Consider the following 17045-nt stretch of genomic DNA (forward strand, 5'->3'; position numbering starts at 1 on the left):
AAAGAGCCAAAGGGTTCAGCACCACGCAGGCACTGGTGATCTTGGCCCGCAAACTTGCCCGGATCGTATTTGCACTGCTGAAAGGGCAAGGCGAATACCAACCGAAAGCAGGTTGAGGGGTTCCCCTCAACCATAGAATCTCCCACAGGTATTTCCCACAGGTCTTTTTGGCCCTAAGTCTTGTTGCAAGGCTGGTCAAGCAAACAGGAGCCCCTATAATCGCGCCGTTTTCGTCTACCCTCACGAAGCGTCGTGCAGCAATCAGCTTGTGCGGGGCGCATCGACATTTTTCCGCTATAGAACCGGAGAACTTCCATGCTCAAACGTACCCTGGCAATGGCCGTTGGCCTGACCTTGTCCCTTTCCACCCTGCTGGCACAGGCTGCCGAGACCCTCAAGGTCAGCGCCATTCCTGATGAAGCACCCACCGAACTGCTGCGCAAGTTCAAGCCCCTGGGCGAGTATCTGGAGAAGCAACTGGGCATGAAGGTCGAGTTCGTACCGGTGTCCGACTACCCGGCGGTGGTCGAGGCGCTGGCCACAGACCGTATCGACATGGCCTGGCTGGGCGGCTTCACCTTCGTGCAGGCGCGACTGAAAACCGGCAATGCCATTCCACTGGTACAGCGTGAGCAGGATGCGCAGTTCACCAGCAAATTCATCAGCGCCGACCCGGCCGTCAAGTCGCTGGCCGACCTCAAGGGCAAATCCTTTGCCTTCGGCTCGGTCTCGTCGACGTCAGGCAGTTTGATGCCGCGCTATTTCATGCTGCAGGACGGCATCAAGCCGGAAACCTATTTCAGCCGTGTCGGCTACTCCGGCGCCCACGACGCCACCGTCGCCTGGGTCCAGGCGGGCAAAGTGGACGCCGGCGTGCTCAACGCCAGCGTCTGGGCAAAACTGGTCGCGGCCGGCAAGGTCGATACCGATAAGGTCAAGGTCTTCGCCACCACACCGGCCTACTTCGACTACAACTGGACCGTGCGCGGCACCCTCGACCCGGCCCTCGCCAACAAAATCAAGGTGGCCTTCCTCGCGCTCGACCCGGCCAACCCGGAGCAAAAAGCGATTCTGGATCTGCAAGCCGCCAGCCGCTTCATCGAGACCAAGCCTGAGAACTACAAGGGCATCGAGGAAGCCGCGCGCGCTGCCGACCTGCTGAAATGACCTTGCATCTGAACCGGGTCAGCCTCACCCACGGCAATGGCGTGCGTGCGCTGCATGAGGTCGACCTGCAGATCAGTGCCGGTGAGCAAGTCGCAATCATCGGCCCGTCCGGTGCCGGCAAGTCGAGCCTGCTCAACGTGCTGGCTACCGCCCTGCGCCCGGACAACGGCGCGGTCGAGGTACTCGGCGAGCACGCCTGGCAGCTTGGCGCGCATCGACGTCAGCAGCTGCGGGCGCGCATCGGCCTGGTTCACCAGGCGCCACCGCTGCCACCGCGGCAGCGAGTGGTCACGGCGGTGCTGGCCGGAAAGCTGGGGCAATGGGGTTTTGCCAAAAGCTTGTTGAGCCTGCTGCATCCGGTGGATGTTCCGGGCGCGCGGGCGGCACTGGTCAAGCTGGACCTGGGTGACAAGCTGTTCGCCCAGTGCCAGCAATTGTCCGGAGGCCAGTTGCAGCGCGTGGGCATTGCCCGGGTGCTGTACCAGGCGCCCGAAGTGCTGCTGGCCGATGAGCCGGTGTCGGCGATGGACCCGGTACTGGCCGGGCACACCCTGTCGATCCTCTGTCGCCACGCCCGGGAGCACAACGTGACGCTGGTCGCCAGCCTGCATGCGGTGGAACTGGCCCTGACGCACTTTTCACGCATCATCGGTTTGCGCGACGGCCAGGTCCTGTTCGATCTTCCCGCCAGCGACGTCGACCACGATTTGCTCGACAAGCTCTACGCCAACGAACAACTGCTATCGCCGCCCGTTCCGGTGGCGCCCTTGAGCCTGCAGATTCCCCGATGCTGACGCGCGATACACGAGACCCGGCCACCCTGCCCCGCCTGCTGCTCAGTCTGTTGGCACTTGCTCTGCTATGGCCCGGCATTCATTTCAGCGAATTGGACCTGGGTGTACTGCTCAAGGCCGACAGCCAGAGTGAGATGGGCCGGTTTGTCTCTGCCTTCTGGCCACCGGCCCATGACGAAGAGTTCCTCCAGTTGCTGTGGCAAGCCACGTTGCAAACCCTGGCCATCGCCACCGCCGGCATGGCTTTGGCTTTGCTGTTGGCCGTGCCTGCCAGCTTGTTGGCCAGTCGAGCGCTGTCGTTGTCCGCCGCCTCTCGCAGCGGTCGCCCGAGCGCCTTGGGCCGGCTGCTGCGCTGGCCGGTGCGCGGATTGCTGATCTTCCTGCGCAGCGTGCCGGAAATCGTCTGGGCCTTGCTGTTCGTGCGCGCCGTCGGCCTTGGCCCGACCGCCGGGGTGCTGGCGATTGCCATCACCTACAGCGGCATGCTGGGCAAGGTCTACGCGGAAATTTTCGAGTCGGTCGACCAGCGTCCCGCCCACTCACTGCTGCAAGCCGGCAGTGGCCGGTTGGCAGCGTTCTGCTACGGCATTCTGCCCAATGTCGCGGCGGAGTTGCTGTCGTACACGGTGTATCGCTGGGAATGCGCGATCCGCGCGTCGGTGGTGATGGGCTTCGTCGGTGCCGGCGGGCTGGGCCAGCAGATCGATTTGTCGTTGCGCATGTTCGCCGGCGGTGAAGTGGCGAGCATGTTGCTGACCTTTTTCGTCCTGGTGCTGTTCGCCGACCAGATCAGCCGCCTGTTGCGCTGGAGGTTCGCATGAATCGCCTGATCAACCTGCTGCTGATCCTGTGCATTGGCGCAGCGGTCGTCGCTTCGTTCAGCTATCTGGGGATCGATCTCGGCGAACTGACGGGCAGCGCTAACCTTGCGCAGATGGGCGCCTACGTGCTGCGTTTTCTCAGCCCGGACCTGAGCGCCGGTCATCTGCATGCCATCGGCCGTGGCGCCGTGGAAACCATGGCGATGTCTGCCCTTGGCACCCTGCTCGCGGCGGTATTCGGCCTGGTGCTGGCACTGCCTGCGGCCGGGCGTTTCGGTTGGCCGTTGCAGAGTGCGTCGCGCCTTGTGCTTAACGCCCTGCGCGCGATTCCCGAACTGGTGTGGGCCGCGTTGATGGTGCTGGCCGCCGGCCTCGGGCCGAACGCCGGCACCCTGGCACTGGCCATGCACACCACCGGGGTGCTGGGTCGATTGTTCGCCGAAGCACTGGAAAACACCCCGCCGCAACCGGCCGAAGCCATCCGCTTGCAAGGCGGCAACGTCGTCTGGGCCTTCTGTTACGGCACCCTGCCCAACCTGTTTCCACAACTGCTGGCGTACATCCTGTACCGCTGGGAAAACAACATCCGTATGGCCAGCGTGCTCGGTTTTGTCGGTGCCGGCGGTTTGGGGCAGATGCTCTATGTCAGCCTCAGCCTGTTCCAGGAGGCCCAGGCCAGTACGGTGATCCTGGCGATGTTGCTGCTGGTGTTTGCCGTCGACGGGCTGAGCAGCTGGAGTCGCCAGCGCTGGGTCAAGGCTTGATGGGGAATTGCATGGTTTTGCACACCTGATTGCATTGGAGCTGAGCAACCATTTGTATGGAGTTGACTGCCGCGTTTTATGGCTATGACCGGCAGAAAACGCCCCATTGCGGGCACTCAGAATGATGCAAAGAGACGATTAACCGTTGTGCGAACCAGAACGATCCAGGGGGGAGTTAAAGGCGACGTAGAAATGATCTGACAATCGATTTCGTAGTATCGCTTGTGTCTGAGTCATGAAACGTGTTCAGAGAATGCCAAATGCACTCGATGATCTCGTTTTGAGGCGTAGCGTTTTCGGCATCCGGGACAGAGGCTTCAAAAACATGATGGCGTGTGTTGCCTGCATCGAACTCAAAAATGTACAGGAGCTGATCAACATTTAGCCCGGTTTCTTCTTGGAGTTCTCGAGCAGCAGCTCCAGCGATAGCTTCGCCAGTTTCTACTTTGCCACCAGGCAAAGCCCATTTTGACTTCGGTTTGCGAACGAGCAAGATATGCCTATCTCTCTCGCATATGACTGTAGCTCTGACTTTCATCTTTTGACCCGGAAGGCATGTCATTAAATTGTAATAAAAATGTCATCTTCAAGGCGCGTGTATCGACGAACGCAGAATTTAGAGCCAGCCAAACTCAAAAAAGTGCCAGGTGCGGCGGTCACTGGTGAGGGGATAACCCATGAGTAACCCCAACCCGAAACGCCAAGGGCCTGCGATCATGCAGGCCCAGTCAGCTTGGGTACACCGCGATGGGTAACCGCTGTGGTAACCCGACAGCGGCATTCTGCTTGGAGCCAGTATCTACGCGGCCTGTAGGCATTCAGTGCGCGATCTGTCAAGCGGCACTCGCCTCATTGGCAGGATTCAAATAGCAGGCCATCTCCCGTTCGACAACGTCGATCTCATTTAGCCCCCAGTTTGTCAGGGGCGCGGAAGGTTTGCCGGTCGACGCAAAACTCGCCGCCAGCAGACGGGTCATCAGCGTCTTTGCCAAGTCCAGTTGCTCCTGAAGCTCCTGAACCGCGCGATCAGCCTTGTCCAGGCGCTGTTGCAGGGCATCGCGACCGGCAGTGATCTGTCCGATACTGGCCATCGTTTCATGTGGGTCAACCATCACTGCCGCTTTTTCTTCCAAAGATTTGTCACTCATCAATGTGCTCGATCGCTCAGGTTCAAGGTCAGGCGCCCGCGGGCCTTGCCTCACTGATATCGGCACGAAAGTTTATTCCTATAGTTTTCTATCGCACTGCTGCGCAAGGCGCCGACCAACGGCAGCGTAACCCATCAGCGAACCCAGCCTGGTTGCGAACAAGCATCTCAGCTGGCACTGGGTTAAGTGCTCGTATCTATAAACGTCCGTTCCGGGCCGATTCTATTGAAAAAGTCGGCCATGGTTTGCGCATCGGAAAAGTATGCGTCCGAGATTGAAATCTTTACTTTCGGCAGAGGCTTCCGGACTCGGATTTCACGTAGCAGTGTGCAAAAAAGCGTTTTAACCAGTCAATGTGCCGGCTGTTTGGACGAACCGACTTTTTCAACAGAATCGGCCGAAAGCTGCCGACCATCAAGGGCTGCTACCGACCTGGAGCAGTCGGCGAACAGAATAATGGCAAATTTGTGGCTATGCTTGGTCTGCTGTCGAAACTGATCAGGCAGTCCGGCAGGCTGCGCGGAAATGACCCGCAACGTGCCCTATGTCACCCGACTATTCTGCGTGAAGCATCCAGTTCAGGGGCGCAAATCCGCAACGACACTCGGGAAGACATGGAGCAAACCCTGCACCTGCAGGCGCAGGGTCTGGACTGGATCTGTCGGGATCACTCAGGATCGAATCGACTTTGGCTACGGTGCGGCTGGGCACTGCGAAAACGGGGATATGCTCACCCCAGACATGCAGGCCTTGGTCTGCATACTCGCCAGAGGCTCAGAACGAGGCTGAGGAAATTGAAAGGAACAGAACATCTGGCAAAAGTGATTGCCGACGTTCAGTTCTACAATGGAGAGCGAGGAGAATCGTTACCTGAAACGACGATGTCAAACACAACAAATGAAAATGATTTCGTTTTATCGCCGAAATGTTAAGAGACCGCTTGCGAGAGTAAAAAATTTCACCATGAAATTAGCATCGCCAAATGCATTGCTTAGTGTCGAATAGTTGGTTGGCGTGACACTTAAGACGTATAGCTTCGGTAGCTATTGCTTGTTTCGGGAGCTTCGCTCACGAAAACCAGCGTGAATCCAGAGCAGAGAAAAAATTTGGCTAATGCTACGTGCGGTGTGTTCTCAGGTTCAGGTGTCGGCACAAAAGGTTGATTGGTTTCCGAATACCGCTTCTATTGGTCAATTTAGAAGGATTATGTTTGGAGATTGTGAAATGGATTTTTTCAGGAATAAAAGCACCGCAAAGCAAGCCATACCCACCCGTTCAAATAAGCCGCGCTCGACCAAATGGCACCGCATGTACTTTTTTCTTGCGGGATTCGACGTGCTGGTTGTTGTGCTGAGCGTGCTATTGAATCACCTGATCGTCGATACCTATCACCGCTCCATCACGGCAAACCAGTCGTGGGTCCAACAGCTGTCGAGCTATTCAACGCTGGGCAGCCTGGCTTCCAAAGTCAATGCGCCGGGCAATAATGTGTTCGATACACATGATGTTGAAGCCGAATCGCGGAACATGAATGAAGCCTTGCGCGCCTTCAACGAGCATTTGGCAATGGCCAAAAAACAGTTGGAAGTACGGATCGCCAATGAGGCTGAACACAATGCAGATATACAAGCCTTTACCCTTGCATTGAAGGATGAGGTGGGTGCAATTGATGCCGCGATGGTCGAAATGGTGAACGAGGCCTTGCTGATCTTTTCCTACTTCAGGGAGGGGCAGTCGGATAATGCCGGCAAACGCATGGCAACGATGGACAGGAAGTTTGCCCTGTTGCTCGCCTCACTCAGTACCGTGCGGGATCGCGTTGGCCTGATTCAAAGCAAGCTCCTGGAGGAGGAGCTTGAGTCGGTCGAAGAACTGCGCCGGGTCGAATACGCGATCATGGTGTTCGTGCTACTGATGGTCAGTGCGGCCGTTATCTACGGGGGCAAGATCAGGCGCGAAATGGAGTCGCAAGCAGCCGAACGGGAAGGTTATCTGGCAGTGCTGCGCGAAAGCGAGAAGCAGGCCCGCCAGCAAGCATCGCTGCTGGACAAGGCCCAGGACGCCATTGTCGTTCACGGGATGGATAACCGCATCCTGTACTGGAACAAAAGTGCCGAGCGTCTCTACGGTCTGTCAAAGGAAGAGGCACTCGGCAAATCGGCACAGGAGTTGATCTACCAGGGTAGCGCCGCTTTCAATGCGGCCACTAACAGCCTGATAGAAACGGGTGACCGGGCGGACGAAGTTACACTTCGACGCCGGGATGGCTGCACCATCACGCTCGAAAGTCATCGAACCCTGGTGCGAGACGATGATGGCCAGCCGCAATCCGTTCTGTCGATCAATACTGACATCACCCACCGTAAGACCGCTGAGCAAGAGGTCCAGCGTTTGGCCTTCTACGATCAGTTGACCGGGCTGCCCAACAGGCGGCTCATGTTGGACCGGTTACAGCATCTGCTGGCGGGCAGCTCCCGTAGCCTGCATACGAACGCGATAATTCTCATTGACCTGGATAACTTCAAGGCACTGAACGACACGCTGGGGCATGACAGAGGCGACATGTTGCTGCAGCAAGTTGCTCTGCGCCTTTGCGGCTGCATACGCGAGAGCGACACCGTGGCTCGCCTGGGCGGAGACGAATTCGTCGTCCTGCTGGATGGCCTTAATGAGAATCCTCCAGAAGCAGCTATCCAGGCCAAGGCTATTGGCGAAAAGATTCTCAACTCTCTGAACATTTCCTACCAGTTGGATGGATATGAGCACCACAGCACCCCCAGCCTCGGCATTGCGCTGTTCCAGGGGCAGCTGAGCACAGTGGACGATATTATGAAGCGCGCTGACCTGGCGATGTATCGCGCCAAGGCGGCGGGCCGCAATACCATGCGCTTCTTCGATCCGGAAATGCAGGCGGTTGCCACGGCACGCGCCCGACTGGAAGTAGAGTTGCGCCAAGGCTTGCAGGACAACGAATTCCTTCTTCATTACCAGCCGCAGGTGAATAGTGAGGGCCGTATCATTGGCGCAGAGGCACTGATGAGATGGCAGAATCCTGAGCGCGGAGTCGTGTTTCCAGGCGAGTTCATTCCATTGGCAGAGGAAACGGGGTTGATTCTGCCGTTAGGCCGTTGGGCGCTGCAGGCAGCCTGCACTCAGCTGGTTGCCTGGGCAAAGCATTCGGAAACCGCCCGACTGGGTATGGCTGTGAATGTCAGCGCCCGCCAGTTTCACCATCCGGACTTCGTCGAGGAGGTACTGCAAGTACTGAGATACACGGGGGCCGATCCGAAGAAATTGAAACTGGAACTGACCGAAGGCCTGCTGATAGAGGATATGGAAGGTACTGTCGCCAAAATGATCGAGTTGAAAGAGATCGGCATAGGCCTTTCGCTGGATGATTTCGGAACCGGCTACTCGTCACTGTCATACCTGAAGAGCCTTCCGCTGGATCAACTCAAGATCGACCAGTCCTTCATCAGAGATGTGCTGGTTGATCCCAACGACGCCGCCATCGCCTGCGCGATTGTGAGCCTGAGCCAGATATTGGGGCTTTCGGTGATTGCAGAAGGTGTGGAGACAGAAGCTCAGCGCACCTTTCTGGTCAAGCATGGCTGCCAGACCTACCAGGGCTTCCTGTTTTCCCCGCCACTGCCAGCCGAACAATTTGAGGCGTATGTTCACGAAAGATTAATGGCGAGCACTGATTTCCCACGGACCAAGACTAAATCGCCATAACTTCGCAGGTGCCTGGGAACGTCCGCTTTCGGCTGTGGATTCAACCCAATGCGGACGATGAGAGGTCGACTCAAATGTGGCTCGCACCCGCAACTGCCGGAGGCGACCTGTCAAGCGGCACTCGCCTCATTAGCAGGATTCAAATAGCAGGCCATCTCCCGTTCGACAACGTCGATCTCATTTAGCCCCCAGTTTGTCAGGGGCGCGGAAGGTTTGCCGGTCGACGCAAAACTCGCCGCCAGCAGACGGGTCATCAGCATCTTTGCCAAGTCCAGTTGCTCCTGAAGCTCCTGAACCGCGCGATCAGCCTTGTCCAGGCGCTGTTGCAGGGCATCGCGCCCGGCAGTGATCTGTCCGATACTGGCCATCGTTTCATGTGGGTCGACCATCACTGCCGCTTTTTCTTCCAAAGATTTGTCACTCATCAATGTGCTCGATCGCTCAGGTTCAAGGTCAGGCGCGTGCAGGCCCTGCCTCACTGATATCGGCACGAGAGTTTATTCCTATAGTTTTCTATCGCACTGCTGCGCAAGGCGCCGACCAACGGCAGCGTAACCCATCGGCGAACCCAGCCTGGTTGCGAACAAGCATCTCAGCTGGCACTGGGTTAAGTGCTCCTATCTATAAACGTCCGTTCCTGGCCGATTCTGTCGGTCGAGATCGGCAGCTATGGGTTGATCAGGGCTGATCGCAATAAGGACTGTTGAGTGCTCTGTAGGTGTTGCGCCTGGCACAGAGCGACCAAGGCGGACGTTCACGGGGACAGCGCTCTGACCGCAGGCAACGGCCGTACTATAATTAATTTCTGTCAATGTTTGCGTGGCGAGCGCTCCAAAACGACTCAGGTATCCATAGCTTTCACCTGACAGGCAGAGGGCTGCACAGCAAATGGGATGGACAGTACGTCTGATTACGCGAGAGAGGGTTCAGCCATGAAAATTCACTCCTTCCAGCATTACTCTCATGGTCTGGAGATGGCCGTTCACGATGCATGGATTACCGCCAAGGTGAAGTCGGCCCTGGCATTTTCCGATCCGACCCTTAGCCTGCATATCAATGTCAAAACCCATGCGGGCATAGTGGGGTTAAGCGGCCGCGTCAACACTCATAGACAGTGTGAGCAGGCCATTGGTCTGGCCCGTTCGGTTCATGGTGTCGCCGAAGTCGATGCCAGCGACTTGCAGACCCATGTGTTCACGCCAGGGAGTTTTCCAGAAGCGCCCAACGCCGAAGAGAGCACTGAGCGCCGGCCACAATCGTCAACAAAGATGGACGACAAATGATAATGGCAACTTTGCAGGCGCCGCGCTCCCAGTCGGGAACCGAGGGCGGAGGGTAGCTGAATGCCTGTGTGCCCCAGAGTGAATCGCACATGGTTTTGTGGACATTTCCGACTGGCTGCTTATGGCTGTTCTTTGCCGGTCATGGTTACAAAGCCTGCTGGTTAAATCCGATGCAACCGGTGGTCAAGTCAGTGCAATTTCGCGCCTGACGACCAAACCAGTACTGCCCACGCCAAAAACCCTTCCTGCGCGTCAACGCAGGAAGGGTTTTTTCGTAGCAGCCGATCAGTCTTTAGCCTGGCTCAACTTGGTGAACAGCTCGGTCGGTACTTTCTTGCCGTTGGAGGTGAACTGGTTGGTGCGGAACTTGTACACCTCACCCTCGGACAGGAAACCGTCACCGTTAGCGTCTATCGCCTTGAACTCCTCGGCGCCCTTGGGCGCCACGGCCAGCAGTTCCTTGAGCGAAACGCGACCGTCATGATCGGCGTCGGTCCTGGCGAACGAGGCATCACCGCATTTGCCTTCACCGCACTTGCCCTCGGCCTGGGTCTTTTGCGCGCTGGCTTCGGCACCGCACTTGCCTTCACCACACTTGCCTTCGCTGGTCTTTTCTGCGGAAGCCAGTTGATAGCCTTGAGGCAAGGCTTCAGCGGAAAACGCGGAGGACGCGAAGTTGATACCGCCGACCAGTGCAACAGCGATCAGGCCAATACGGGTTTTGTTCGGGAACTGGATACGAGACATGTTGATACTCCGGATCAATGGCGTGGCTGGACCACTATTGGTCGTACCACAAGGGTTGATAAACCTGGTTGCGAGGTGCGTTGTGCATCTCGCTTTGGCAGGTCTATTTGGCCCCAGTGGTGTATCCGGGCTGTATCCGTAAAGAGAGGGTTTTGTATAGCTGTATGCGGATGTCGTGCCCTGATACACAGCGATACACGAAAGCCGGTAGTCAGTTGCTCATGTCCGCAAGAGCGCTTGTTTAAAAAGGTTGTAGGTTATTTCCTGAGGGCTACAAGACCTTGCGTCGTTGCCTACGGTTACGCCAGAATCCGCCGGCTTGTGCGCCTTGCCTCTGGTCTCTATCGTTTCCGCGCCACTGCCCATCAGTGGTCGGGTTTAGCAGCCCGGGGTTGTAAGCAAGGTGCACAAGCTCCTGTCAGTCAGGTATTCCCATGCCTGCATTTGATGGTGGCTGTGCGCAGGGCGCCTTCGGGCGCGCCGGCTTTGCTAGCTTCCCCGGTCTGCTAACCTGCGCACAGCTGCCTCCTTCTCGTTTAGCAGCAAGAGGGTTGGCACCCAATCAGAGAAGCAAGCATATGTTCAAAGTCACCCCCAACCCGCCGGACACCGATCCGACATCCCCGTACGAACCCGATTCAAACAAGCTCAACGAGGCCGCCGAACGTGCCCTCGCATTCCACTTCCCATCTACCGCAGACATCAAAGCCACACCGCGCACGCCAGGCTCGCTGTTTATCGTAGACCCCAAGGTCGATACCGAAACCCTGATGGTGTATCTGGTCGAGACCCTGGCCTCGGTCGATGTGATGGTGCACCAGTTGGTGGATCATCTGGACGGCGGCTCGCGCAATGCCCTTCTGGGGATTTCCAACAGCGTGATGTTGGCGGAGATCACGGCGAACCGGGTGCTGGATCAGATTGATCCGCCTGAGTAATCACTGAATCGGTGGCTAACGCTGCCCCCTCGCCACAGGTTTTGTGTGTTTGATAAAACCTGCTTGCGCGTCCTGTTGAACGAGATCAGTCTCAAGGGCTGCATCGACCTTCGCCCATGTGCGTTGAACACGGGCGAAGGCATACCTCCCAGCGAGGAAATGAAGATGAAATCTGCTTTCGTCATCCTGCTAATGGCCCTCGCACTGTGCAACTCGCCCCTGGTGAGCGCCGCTCCCGCCGCCGACGCCATTCTGCCCTTCCACGTCGATATCCAGGATCAACAACTCACTGATCTGCGTAACCGCATCGCGGCAACGCGCTGGCCGGACAAGGAGACGGTGGGCGATCGATCGCAAGGTGCACAGCTGGCGAAACTGCAGGAGCTGGTTCGTTACTGGGGCACGAACTATGACTGGCACAAGGCCCAGGCGCAGCTCAATGCCTTGCCCCAGTACACGACCACCCTCGATGGGGTCGCTATCCATTTCATCTGGGTGCGCTCGCCCCGGCCGAATGCGTTACCGATGATCCTGACCCACGGTTGGCCAGGCTCGGTACTGGAGTTCATCAAGGTGGTCGGCCCGCTCACCGATCCGGCCGCTCACGGGGGCAATAGCGCGGATGCATTCGACGTGGTGATTCCGTCGATCCCCGGCTACGGCTTCTCCGGCAAACCGACTGAGCCCGGATGGGACCCGGACCATGTGGCCCGGATCTGGGGGCAATTGATGCAGCGTTTGGGGTACTCCCGCTACGTTGCCCAGGGTGGCGACTGGGGTGGCCCCATCACGAGCGCCATGGCGCGCCAGTCCGTGCCCGGGTTACTGGGCATTCACCTCAACCTGCCGGCGACGATCCCGCCGGAAGCGACCGCAGCACTTGCTGCCGGCGGTCCCGCGCCTGTGGGGTATTCCGAGCAGGAGCGTGCGACCTACGACGCGCTGGCCACATCGATTAAACAGGGAAACCTGGCCTACAGCGCGATGATGGCCGCGCGGCCGCAGCTGATTGGTTACGGCGTAACGGATTCTCCGGCGTTCCTCGCAGCGTTCATGCTCGGTCACCCGGGATTTTCCAAGTGGTCGTATGGCGCCGACCCACAGCAATCGCCAGGCAAGGATGAAGTACTGGACGACATCACGTTGTACTGGTTGACCAACAGCGGCGCCTCGGCAAGTCGGCTGTATTGGGAAAACAAAGGGCGCAGCCCGCTTTTTTCTGCGGCACAGAAGACCGGCGACATCACACTGCCGGTGGCCGTCACGGTATTCCCTGATGATGTCTATTTCCCGCCGGAGAGCTGGGCCCGACGCGCCTATCGCAACCTGATCTACTTCCATCAGGCTGCCAAGGGCGGCCATTTCGCCGCGTGGGAACAGCCGGAGCTGTTTGTCGAGGAGCTGCGCACGGCGTTTCGGCCGCTGCGCTGAATCACCTTCGTATCAATTGGGGTCCAGCAACCCGCCACTCCAGTTACGCGACACCCGGCTGCCGGTGAATTTCGCCACCCCCATACCCTGGGGTATCAGGCGATCGCGATAGCGCGTCACCAGGCGCCCCGCTTGCTCGGCATGCAGCACCACTTCGGAGGCTGGATCGCCCGGCCGCCCGAGAATCCGTGCAAAGCGCTGGCCTTCCTCGACGAAATCCCCCAGCTCTTTTTCGAAGATCAACACGCCGGGTTGCGGGGCGATGATGGTTTCCATGTGGCCCATTTCCATGGCTTCGACGGGCCAGTCAGCCGGTGAAACTTGCTCGTCAATGACACCGCAACCGCACAGCCAGTTGTACAGCCCTTCGGCATCCGACTCGGCGAAACGGTCGCTGACATCGCCCTGCCCACGCAGCTCCAGGGTCGCAGCCATGCGGTGCTCGGTGACGCCTTCGCGCAGCCACGGGGCAATGATGGTTTCCTCGAAGGAGCCATCGTCGCCGTCATCCCAGATGATCGCCACGTCCATCTTCATCGCCGCCGCCAGTTCGCGGCCACGGGGCCAGAAACTGCGGTGCACGTACAGGTACGGTAGCGCCTCGTCATCGGTGTGCAGGTCGAGCATCACATCGGCTGGGGCGGCCAGTTGCACCAGTTTCTTTTGCCATTGCTGAACGCAGGTCGAAGGTCGTTCCATGGCCGCCGACTGGTCGAACGAACGATTGAAGTTATGCCCGGTGGCGTCATGGTATCGACCGAGGATCCGTCCCTGGCGAAACTGCCCGATGCCCAGCGGATTGGCCTGCGGCACCACGGTGATGTTGCCTTTGAGCCGGCCCTGGGTTTCGGCGGTTTGCAGTCGTTGCATCAGCAGGTGCAGGACCAGCATCCCGGCGATTTCATCGGCATGTACGCCGGCTTGCAGGTGCACGTTTGGCCCGCTGCCGTCGCCGGCATAGCGCCAGGCACCGACCCGCACGGCATCGCCGTTGTTGTTGCTGACACTGAACGAAATATCCTGCGGCATTGGCTTTCCCTCCTGTCATGACCGTTGAAAAACGCTGTATCGCTGCTGTCGAGGCTGGTGATTGAACAGACGTTCAACTAAGCTCGACAGCGTGGAACCTCACCCAAGGACAGCCTTGTGACAACCGATGCCCCGAAAACCCGTCGCGCCGAACCCGATGACCGTCGCGAAATGCTGGTGGCCGCCACCCTGCGCTGCCTGGGCCGCGACGGTCACGCCGGGATTTCCGTGCGACGCATTGCCACCGAAGCCGGGGTGTCCGTGGGGTTGCTCAACCACCACTTCGGCAGCATCGAGGCACTGATCGCCGACACCTACCAGCGGCTCGCGAGCGAACTGACCACCGCCCTGCTCCAGGAAATCGAACAGGCCCAGACACCCGCGCAAAAGGTCGATGCCTTCCTGGAAGGCTCATTCTCGCCCAGGGTCATGGACCCGAAACTGCTCGGTGTGTGGGTGGTGTTCTGGAGCCTGATCCGTCACTCCGAACACGTCAGCCAGTCCCACGAAAAAAGCTACCGCGCCTACCTCGATCTGATCCGCCAGTTGCTCGACGGGCTGGCCGCCAGCGAAGGCTTCGTGATTCACGACACCCGCCTGGCCGCCATCGGCCTATCGGCGATGCTCGACGGTCTCTGGCTCGAGTGGTGCCTGAACCCCGAGACCTTCAGCGCCGCCAACGGACTGCATATCTGCCGCTGCTGGATAAAAGGGCTGCGTCACGGGGCATTCAGCACCGACGACGCCCTGTGACGGATGCCGGCCGAAGATCATCGCCAGGGTGCCGCTGACGGCGGTCTACCCTTGTCGAACTCATCAGGCCGACCTGCGTACCGGCGTCCCGCGCCGCTCGGCAAAGGCAAACAGCGCTTCGATCAGGAACGTCAGGCAGACATACACCCCGGCCACCAGCAACAAGGGTTCGTACACCTGCAGGGTTTGCGCGCGGACCACGTTGGCGGCGCCGAGCAGATCGATCACGGCGATGGTCGACGCCAGCGCCGTGGACTTGAGCAGCATCACGGTTTCCCCGGCCAGGGTCGGCAGCAACAGGCGCATGGCCCGGGGCAAGCGTACCCGCAGCAAGGACTGGCGCGCGGTCATGCCGAAGGCCGAGGCCGCTTCCATTTCACCCTTGGGCACCGCCAGCAGGCCACCGCGGATCACTTCACCGACATAAGCGCCGACCGACACCACCAGGGCGAACACGATGTACCAGTAACCGTCGCGCAGGTAGGGCCAGAGGAAACTGCCGCGAATCAGCGGGAACTGGGCAAACAGGCTGCCCAGGCCGTAGTAGAAAATGTAGATCTGGATCAGCAACGGCGTACCGCGGGTCACGCTGGTGTAGAACAGGCTGACCTTGGCGATCACCTTGTTTTTCGAAATCCGCGCCAGCGCCACCAACACCGCCAGGACAAATCCGAACACACTGGCGATCAACAGAATCGCGAGAGTGGTTTGCAGCCCCCGGCCCAACAGTGCCGCGTATTCAACTATCCACGCTGGAATCATTTCATTCACTCAGCCGGTTCAGTCAACAAGAGGCATCCAGCGACGAATACGTCGCTCAAGCCGACCCGACACATAGTTCGACGCCAACGTCACCGCGTAATACAACGCGGCAGCCGTGAGGTAGAACAACAGATAGTGGCGCGTCGATCCCGCGCCTTGCTTGGCGGTGTACAGCAGCTCGTTGGTGCCAACCACGCTGATCAGCGCACTGTCCTTGATCAGGTTGATCCACAGGTTGGCCATCCCGGCCATGGCGTAAGGCGCCATGATTGGCAGCGTGACCCGGCGGAACAGACCGAAACCGTTCAGGCCGAACGCCTTGGCCGCTTCGATCTGGCCGAAGGGAATCGCCTGGATCGCCGCGCGAAAAATCTCCGAGGCGTAGGCACCCTGCACCAGCCCCAGCACCACGATGGCCGCCAGCGGACCACTGACATCGACCACGCCGTAGCCGAGCCGGGTCATCAGCGAATTGAGGAGCATGGAGCCAACGTAGTACAGCAACAGAATCAGCAGTAATTCCGGAACCGCGCGGAACAACGTGGTGTAGCCGCGCATCAGCGCTGCAATCGGTTTTGGCGCGCCGAGCTTGAGGCACGCCACCACCAGCCCGATGGCCAGCCCGAGCACAAAGGCCCCGGCGGAAATCTGCAGGGTCATCCATAGCCCCTTCAACAGCGCACTGCCCCATCCCTGCTCGGTGAAATTGATCAGATCGAACATTGCCGGCATATCACTCTCCAGTTGGAGGACACGGTCCCCTGTAGGAGCGAGCTTGCTCGCGAAAAACGTTAACGATGACGCAGTCACTCAGAAGAACCGCAGCGCTCTTGCGTCCATCGCGAGCAAGCTCGCTCCTACAGGTTTTTGCTTGTATGCCTGGGATCAGAACGCCGGCTTCACGCTGGTGCCGAAGTAGCTCTGGGACAGATCGTCATAGTCCTTGCTCGCCAGCAATTCCTGGATGGCCTTGTCGAGCCGGGCCTTGAGTTCGGCGTCGTCCTTGCGCAGGCCGGCTCCCACGCCTTTGCCGAAGATCGGGTCGTAAGGCACGGTGCCGAGGTAGGCCAGGTCCTTGGCGTCCGGGGTCTTGATGAACGCGGCCATGGCGGTGCCGTCGGCCATCATCAGGTCGATGCGCCCGGCAATCAGGTCGGCGTTGGCCGAGTCCTGAGTGTCGTAGTACTTAACATCGGCAATTTTTTCGTAGTAGGTCTTCAGGTAACTGGCGCTCACGGTGGAGTTCTGCACGCCGATGATCTTGCCCTTGAGGTCATCCGGGTACTTCTTGACCGACGCCTCTTTCGGGCCGACGACGGCAATCGCCGAATCGTAGTAGGCCTTGCTGAAGGCGATCTGTTTTTCGCGTTCTTCGGTCACCGACATCGAGGAAAAGATCACGTCGATCTTCTTCGCCAGCAGCGACGGAATGATGCCGTCCCACGCGACTTCCTTGATCTCGCAATCGGCTTTCATTTCGCTGCACAGCTTGTGGATCAGGTCGACTTCGAAGCCCTTCCACTCACCATTGGCCTGCTTTTCGGTGTACGGCGGATAGGGTTCGGCTGCCACCGCGAACCTGATCGGTTGCGCTTGGGCGGCACTCATGCCGGCCAGCAATACGCAGGCCGCACCGGTCAACCAGTTTGCAAAACGTCGATTTCCCATGTTGT

Annotated in this window: 17 protein-coding genes and 1 pseudogene; 10 read left to right on the forward strand and 8 right to left on the reverse strand. The window is 58.8% G+C overall.

Annotated features, from left to right (window positions below; translation table 11 throughout):
• The 5 genes and pseudogenes from AC1DKH_RS28100 to phnE form a co-directional block, all read left to right on the forward strand.
• Positions 1-116 (forward strand): annotated as a pseudogene (locus tag AC1DKH_RS28100) (IS110 family transposase); the annotation flags it as partial.
• 199 nt (positions 117-315) lie between these two features.
• On the forward strand, positions 316-1167 hold the full coding sequence (locus AC1DKH_RS28105) for a putative selenate ABC transporter substrate-binding protein (RefSeq protein ID WP_477799972.1): 852 nt from the start codon (positions 316-318) through the stop codon (positions 1165-1167).
• The gene (locus AC1DKH_RS28110) at positions 1164-1961 is read left to right on the forward strand and encodes a phosphonate ABC transporter ATP-binding protein (RefSeq protein WP_477765202.1); all 798 of its coding nucleotides are present in this window, start codon (positions 1164-1166) and stop codon (positions 1959-1961) included. The genes AC1DKH_RS28105 and AC1DKH_RS28110 overlap by 4 nt, the downstream gene beginning before the upstream one ends.
• Entirely contained in the window at positions 1955-2782 is an 828-nt protein-coding gene (locus AC1DKH_RS28115; RefSeq protein WP_477799973.1) for a PhnE/PtxC family ABC transporter permease, read from the forward strand. Before AC1DKH_RS28110 ends, AC1DKH_RS28115 begins: the two co-directional genes overlap by 7 nt.
• Entirely contained in the window at positions 2779-3546 is a 768-nt protein-coding gene (gene phnE, locus AC1DKH_RS28120; protein ID WP_477765204.1) for a phosphonate ABC transporter, permease protein PhnE, read from the forward strand. Before AC1DKH_RS28115 ends, phnE begins: the two co-directional genes overlap by 4 nt.
• A gap of 175 nt (positions 3547-3721) precedes the next feature.
• On the opposite strand, the gene AC1DKH_RS28125 is transcribed toward phnE, so the two are convergent.
• Positions 3722-4084 carry an NUDIX hydrolase gene (locus AC1DKH_RS28125; protein WP_477755984.1) on the reverse strand — a complete coding sequence of 121 codons (363 nt, stop codon included), beginning with the start codon at positions 4082-4084 and terminating at the stop codon, positions 3722-3724.
• Positions 4085-4379: 295 nt separating this feature from the next.
• Positions 4380-4694 carry a hypothetical protein gene (locus AC1DKH_RS28130; RefSeq protein ID WP_477765207.1) on the reverse strand — a complete coding sequence of 105 codons (315 nt, stop codon included), beginning with the start codon at positions 4692-4694 and terminating at the stop codon, positions 4380-4382.
• Between the two features lie 1224 nt (positions 4695-5918).
• Between AC1DKH_RS28130 and AC1DKH_RS28135 the strand changes: the two genes are divergently transcribed.
• Entirely contained in the window at positions 5919-8429 is a 2511-nt protein-coding gene (locus AC1DKH_RS28135) for a putative bifunctional diguanylate cyclase/phosphodiesterase (RefSeq protein WP_477799974.1), read from the forward strand.
• Between the two features lie 110 nt (positions 8430-8539).
• Here AC1DKH_RS28135 and AC1DKH_RS28140 read toward each other — a convergent pair whose 3' ends face one another.
• Entirely contained in the window at positions 8540-8854 is a 315-nt protein-coding gene (locus tag AC1DKH_RS28140; protein WP_477799975.1) for a hypothetical protein, read from the reverse strand.
• A gap of 507 nt (positions 8855-9361) precedes the next feature.
• On the opposite strand from AC1DKH_RS28140, the gene AC1DKH_RS28145 reads away from it, so the two are divergent.
• On the forward strand, positions 9362-9712 hold the full coding sequence (locus tag AC1DKH_RS28145) for a BON domain-containing protein (RefSeq protein WP_150812540.1): 351 nt from the start codon (positions 9362-9364) through the stop codon (positions 9710-9712).
• Between the two features lie 285 nt (positions 9713-9997).
• On the opposite strand, the gene AC1DKH_RS28150 is transcribed toward AC1DKH_RS28145, so the two are convergent.
• Positions 9998-10459, reverse strand: coding sequence for an HvfA family oxazolone/thioamide-modified RiPP metallophore (locus AC1DKH_RS28150; protein WP_477799976.1), 462 nt, complete (start codon positions 10457-10459; stop codon positions 9998-10000).
• 578 nt (positions 10460-11037) lie between these two features.
• On the opposite strand from AC1DKH_RS28150, the gene AC1DKH_RS28155 reads away from it, so the two are divergent.
• The gene (locus AC1DKH_RS28155; protein ID WP_477765210.1) at positions 11038-11397 is read left to right on the forward strand and encodes a DUF6124 family protein; all 360 of its coding nucleotides are present in this window, start codon (positions 11038-11040) and stop codon (positions 11395-11397) included.
• Positions 11398-11562: 165 nt separating this feature from the next.
• The gene (locus AC1DKH_RS28160) at positions 11563-12828 is read left to right on the forward strand and encodes an epoxide hydrolase family protein (protein ID WP_477799977.1); all 1266 of its coding nucleotides are present in this window, start codon (positions 11563-11565) and stop codon (positions 12826-12828) included.
• Between the two features lie 12 nt (positions 12829-12840).
• Here the strand turns inward: AC1DKH_RS28160 and AC1DKH_RS28165 are convergent, their stop codons facing one another.
• Positions 12841-13857 carry a M14 family zinc carboxypeptidase gene (locus AC1DKH_RS28165; protein ID WP_477799978.1) on the reverse strand — a complete coding sequence of 339 codons (1017 nt, stop codon included), beginning with the start codon at positions 13855-13857 and terminating at the stop codon, positions 12841-12843.
• 117 nt (positions 13858-13974) lie between these two features.
• On the opposite strand from AC1DKH_RS28165, the gene AC1DKH_RS28170 reads away from it, so the two are divergent.
• Positions 13975-14610, forward strand: a complete 636-nt coding sequence (locus tag AC1DKH_RS28170; protein ID WP_477799979.1) for a TetR/AcrR family transcriptional regulator — start codon at positions 13975-13977, stop codon at positions 14608-14610.
• 63 nt (positions 14611-14673) lie between these two features.
• Here the strand turns inward: AC1DKH_RS28170 and AC1DKH_RS28175 are convergent, their stop codons facing one another.
• The 3 genes from AC1DKH_RS28175 to AC1DKH_RS28185 all read right to left on the reverse strand — a co-directional run bounded on the left by AC1DKH_RS28175 (position 14674) and on the right by AC1DKH_RS28185 (position 17040).
• Positions 14674-15372: an ABC transporter permease gene (locus AC1DKH_RS28175; RefSeq protein ID WP_223533165.1), complete on the reverse strand. Its 699-nt coding sequence runs from the start codon at positions 15370-15372 to the stop codon at positions 14674-14676.
• An 18-nt stretch (positions 15373-15390) separates the two neighbouring features.
• Positions 15391-16104, reverse strand: coding sequence for an ABC transporter permease (locus tag AC1DKH_RS28180; protein ID WP_477765214.1), 714 nt, complete (start codon positions 16102-16104; stop codon positions 15391-15393).
• A gap of 153 nt (positions 16105-16257) precedes the next feature.
• Positions 16258-17040, reverse strand: a complete 783-nt coding sequence (locus tag AC1DKH_RS28185; RefSeq protein WP_477799980.1) for a transporter substrate-binding domain-containing protein — start codon at positions 17038-17040, stop codon at positions 16258-16260.
• Between the last annotated feature and the right edge of the window lie 5 nt (positions 17041-17045).

Source organism: Pseudomonas sp. 05L36 (assembly GCF_056398125.1).

Coding starts and splice junctions, on each gene's coding strand:
- AC1DKH_RS28150 (WP_477799976.1), bottom strand. CDS start 10,459: ATGTCTCGTATCCAGTTCCCGAACAAAACCCGTATTGGCCTGATCGCT.
- AC1DKH_RS28105 (WP_477799972.1), top strand. CDS start 316: ATGCTCAAACGTACCCTGGCAATGGCCGTTGGCCTGACCTTGTCCCTT.
- AC1DKH_RS28180 (WP_477765214.1), bottom strand. CDS start 16,104: ATGCCGGCAATGTTCGATCTGATCAATTTCACCGAGCAGGGATGGGGC.
- AC1DKH_RS28140 (WP_477799975.1), bottom strand. CDS start 8,854: ATGAGTGACAAATCTTTGGAAGAAAAAGCGGCAGTGATGGTCGACCCA.
- AC1DKH_RS28130 (WP_477765207.1), bottom strand. CDS start 4,694: ATGAGTGACAAATCTTTGGAAGAAAAAGCGGCAGTGATGGTTGACCCA.
- AC1DKH_RS28135 (WP_477799974.1), top strand. CDS start 5,919: ATGGATTTTTTCAGGAATAAAAGCACCGCAAAGCAAGCCATACCCACC.
- AC1DKH_RS28165 (WP_477799978.1), bottom strand. CDS start 13,857: ATGCCGCAGGATATTTCGTTCAGTGTCAGCAACAACAACGGCGATGCC.
- AC1DKH_RS28160 (WP_477799977.1), top strand. CDS start 11,563: ATGAAATCTGCTTTCGTCATCCTGCTAATGGCCCTCGCACTGTGCAAC.
- AC1DKH_RS28125 (WP_477755984.1), bottom strand. CDS start 4,084: ATGAAAGTCAGAGCTACAGTCATATGCGAGAGAGATAGGCATATCTTG.
- AC1DKH_RS28155 (WP_477765210.1), top strand. CDS start 11,038: ATGTTCAAAGTCACCCCCAACCCGCCGGACACCGATCCGACATCCCCG.
- phnE (WP_477765204.1), top strand. CDS start 2,779: ATGAATCGCCTGATCAACCTGCTGCTGATCCTGTGCATTGGCGCAGCG.
- AC1DKH_RS28145 (WP_150812540.1), top strand. CDS start 9,362: ATGAAAATTCACTCCTTCCAGCATTACTCTCATGGTCTGGAGATGGCC.
- AC1DKH_RS28185 (WP_477799980.1), bottom strand. CDS start 17,040: ATGGGAAATCGACGTTTTGCAAACTGGTTGACCGGTGCGGCCTGCGTA.
- AC1DKH_RS28110 (WP_477765202.1), top strand. CDS start 1,164: ATGACCTTGCATCTGAACCGGGTCAGCCTCACCCACGGCAATGGCGTG.
- AC1DKH_RS28175 (WP_223533165.1), bottom strand. CDS start 15,372: ATGATTCCAGCGTGGATAGTTGAATACGCGGCACTGTTGGGCCGGGGG.
- AC1DKH_RS28115 (WP_477799973.1), top strand. CDS start 1,955: ATGCTGACGCGCGATACACGAGACCCGGCCACCCTGCCCCGCCTGCTG.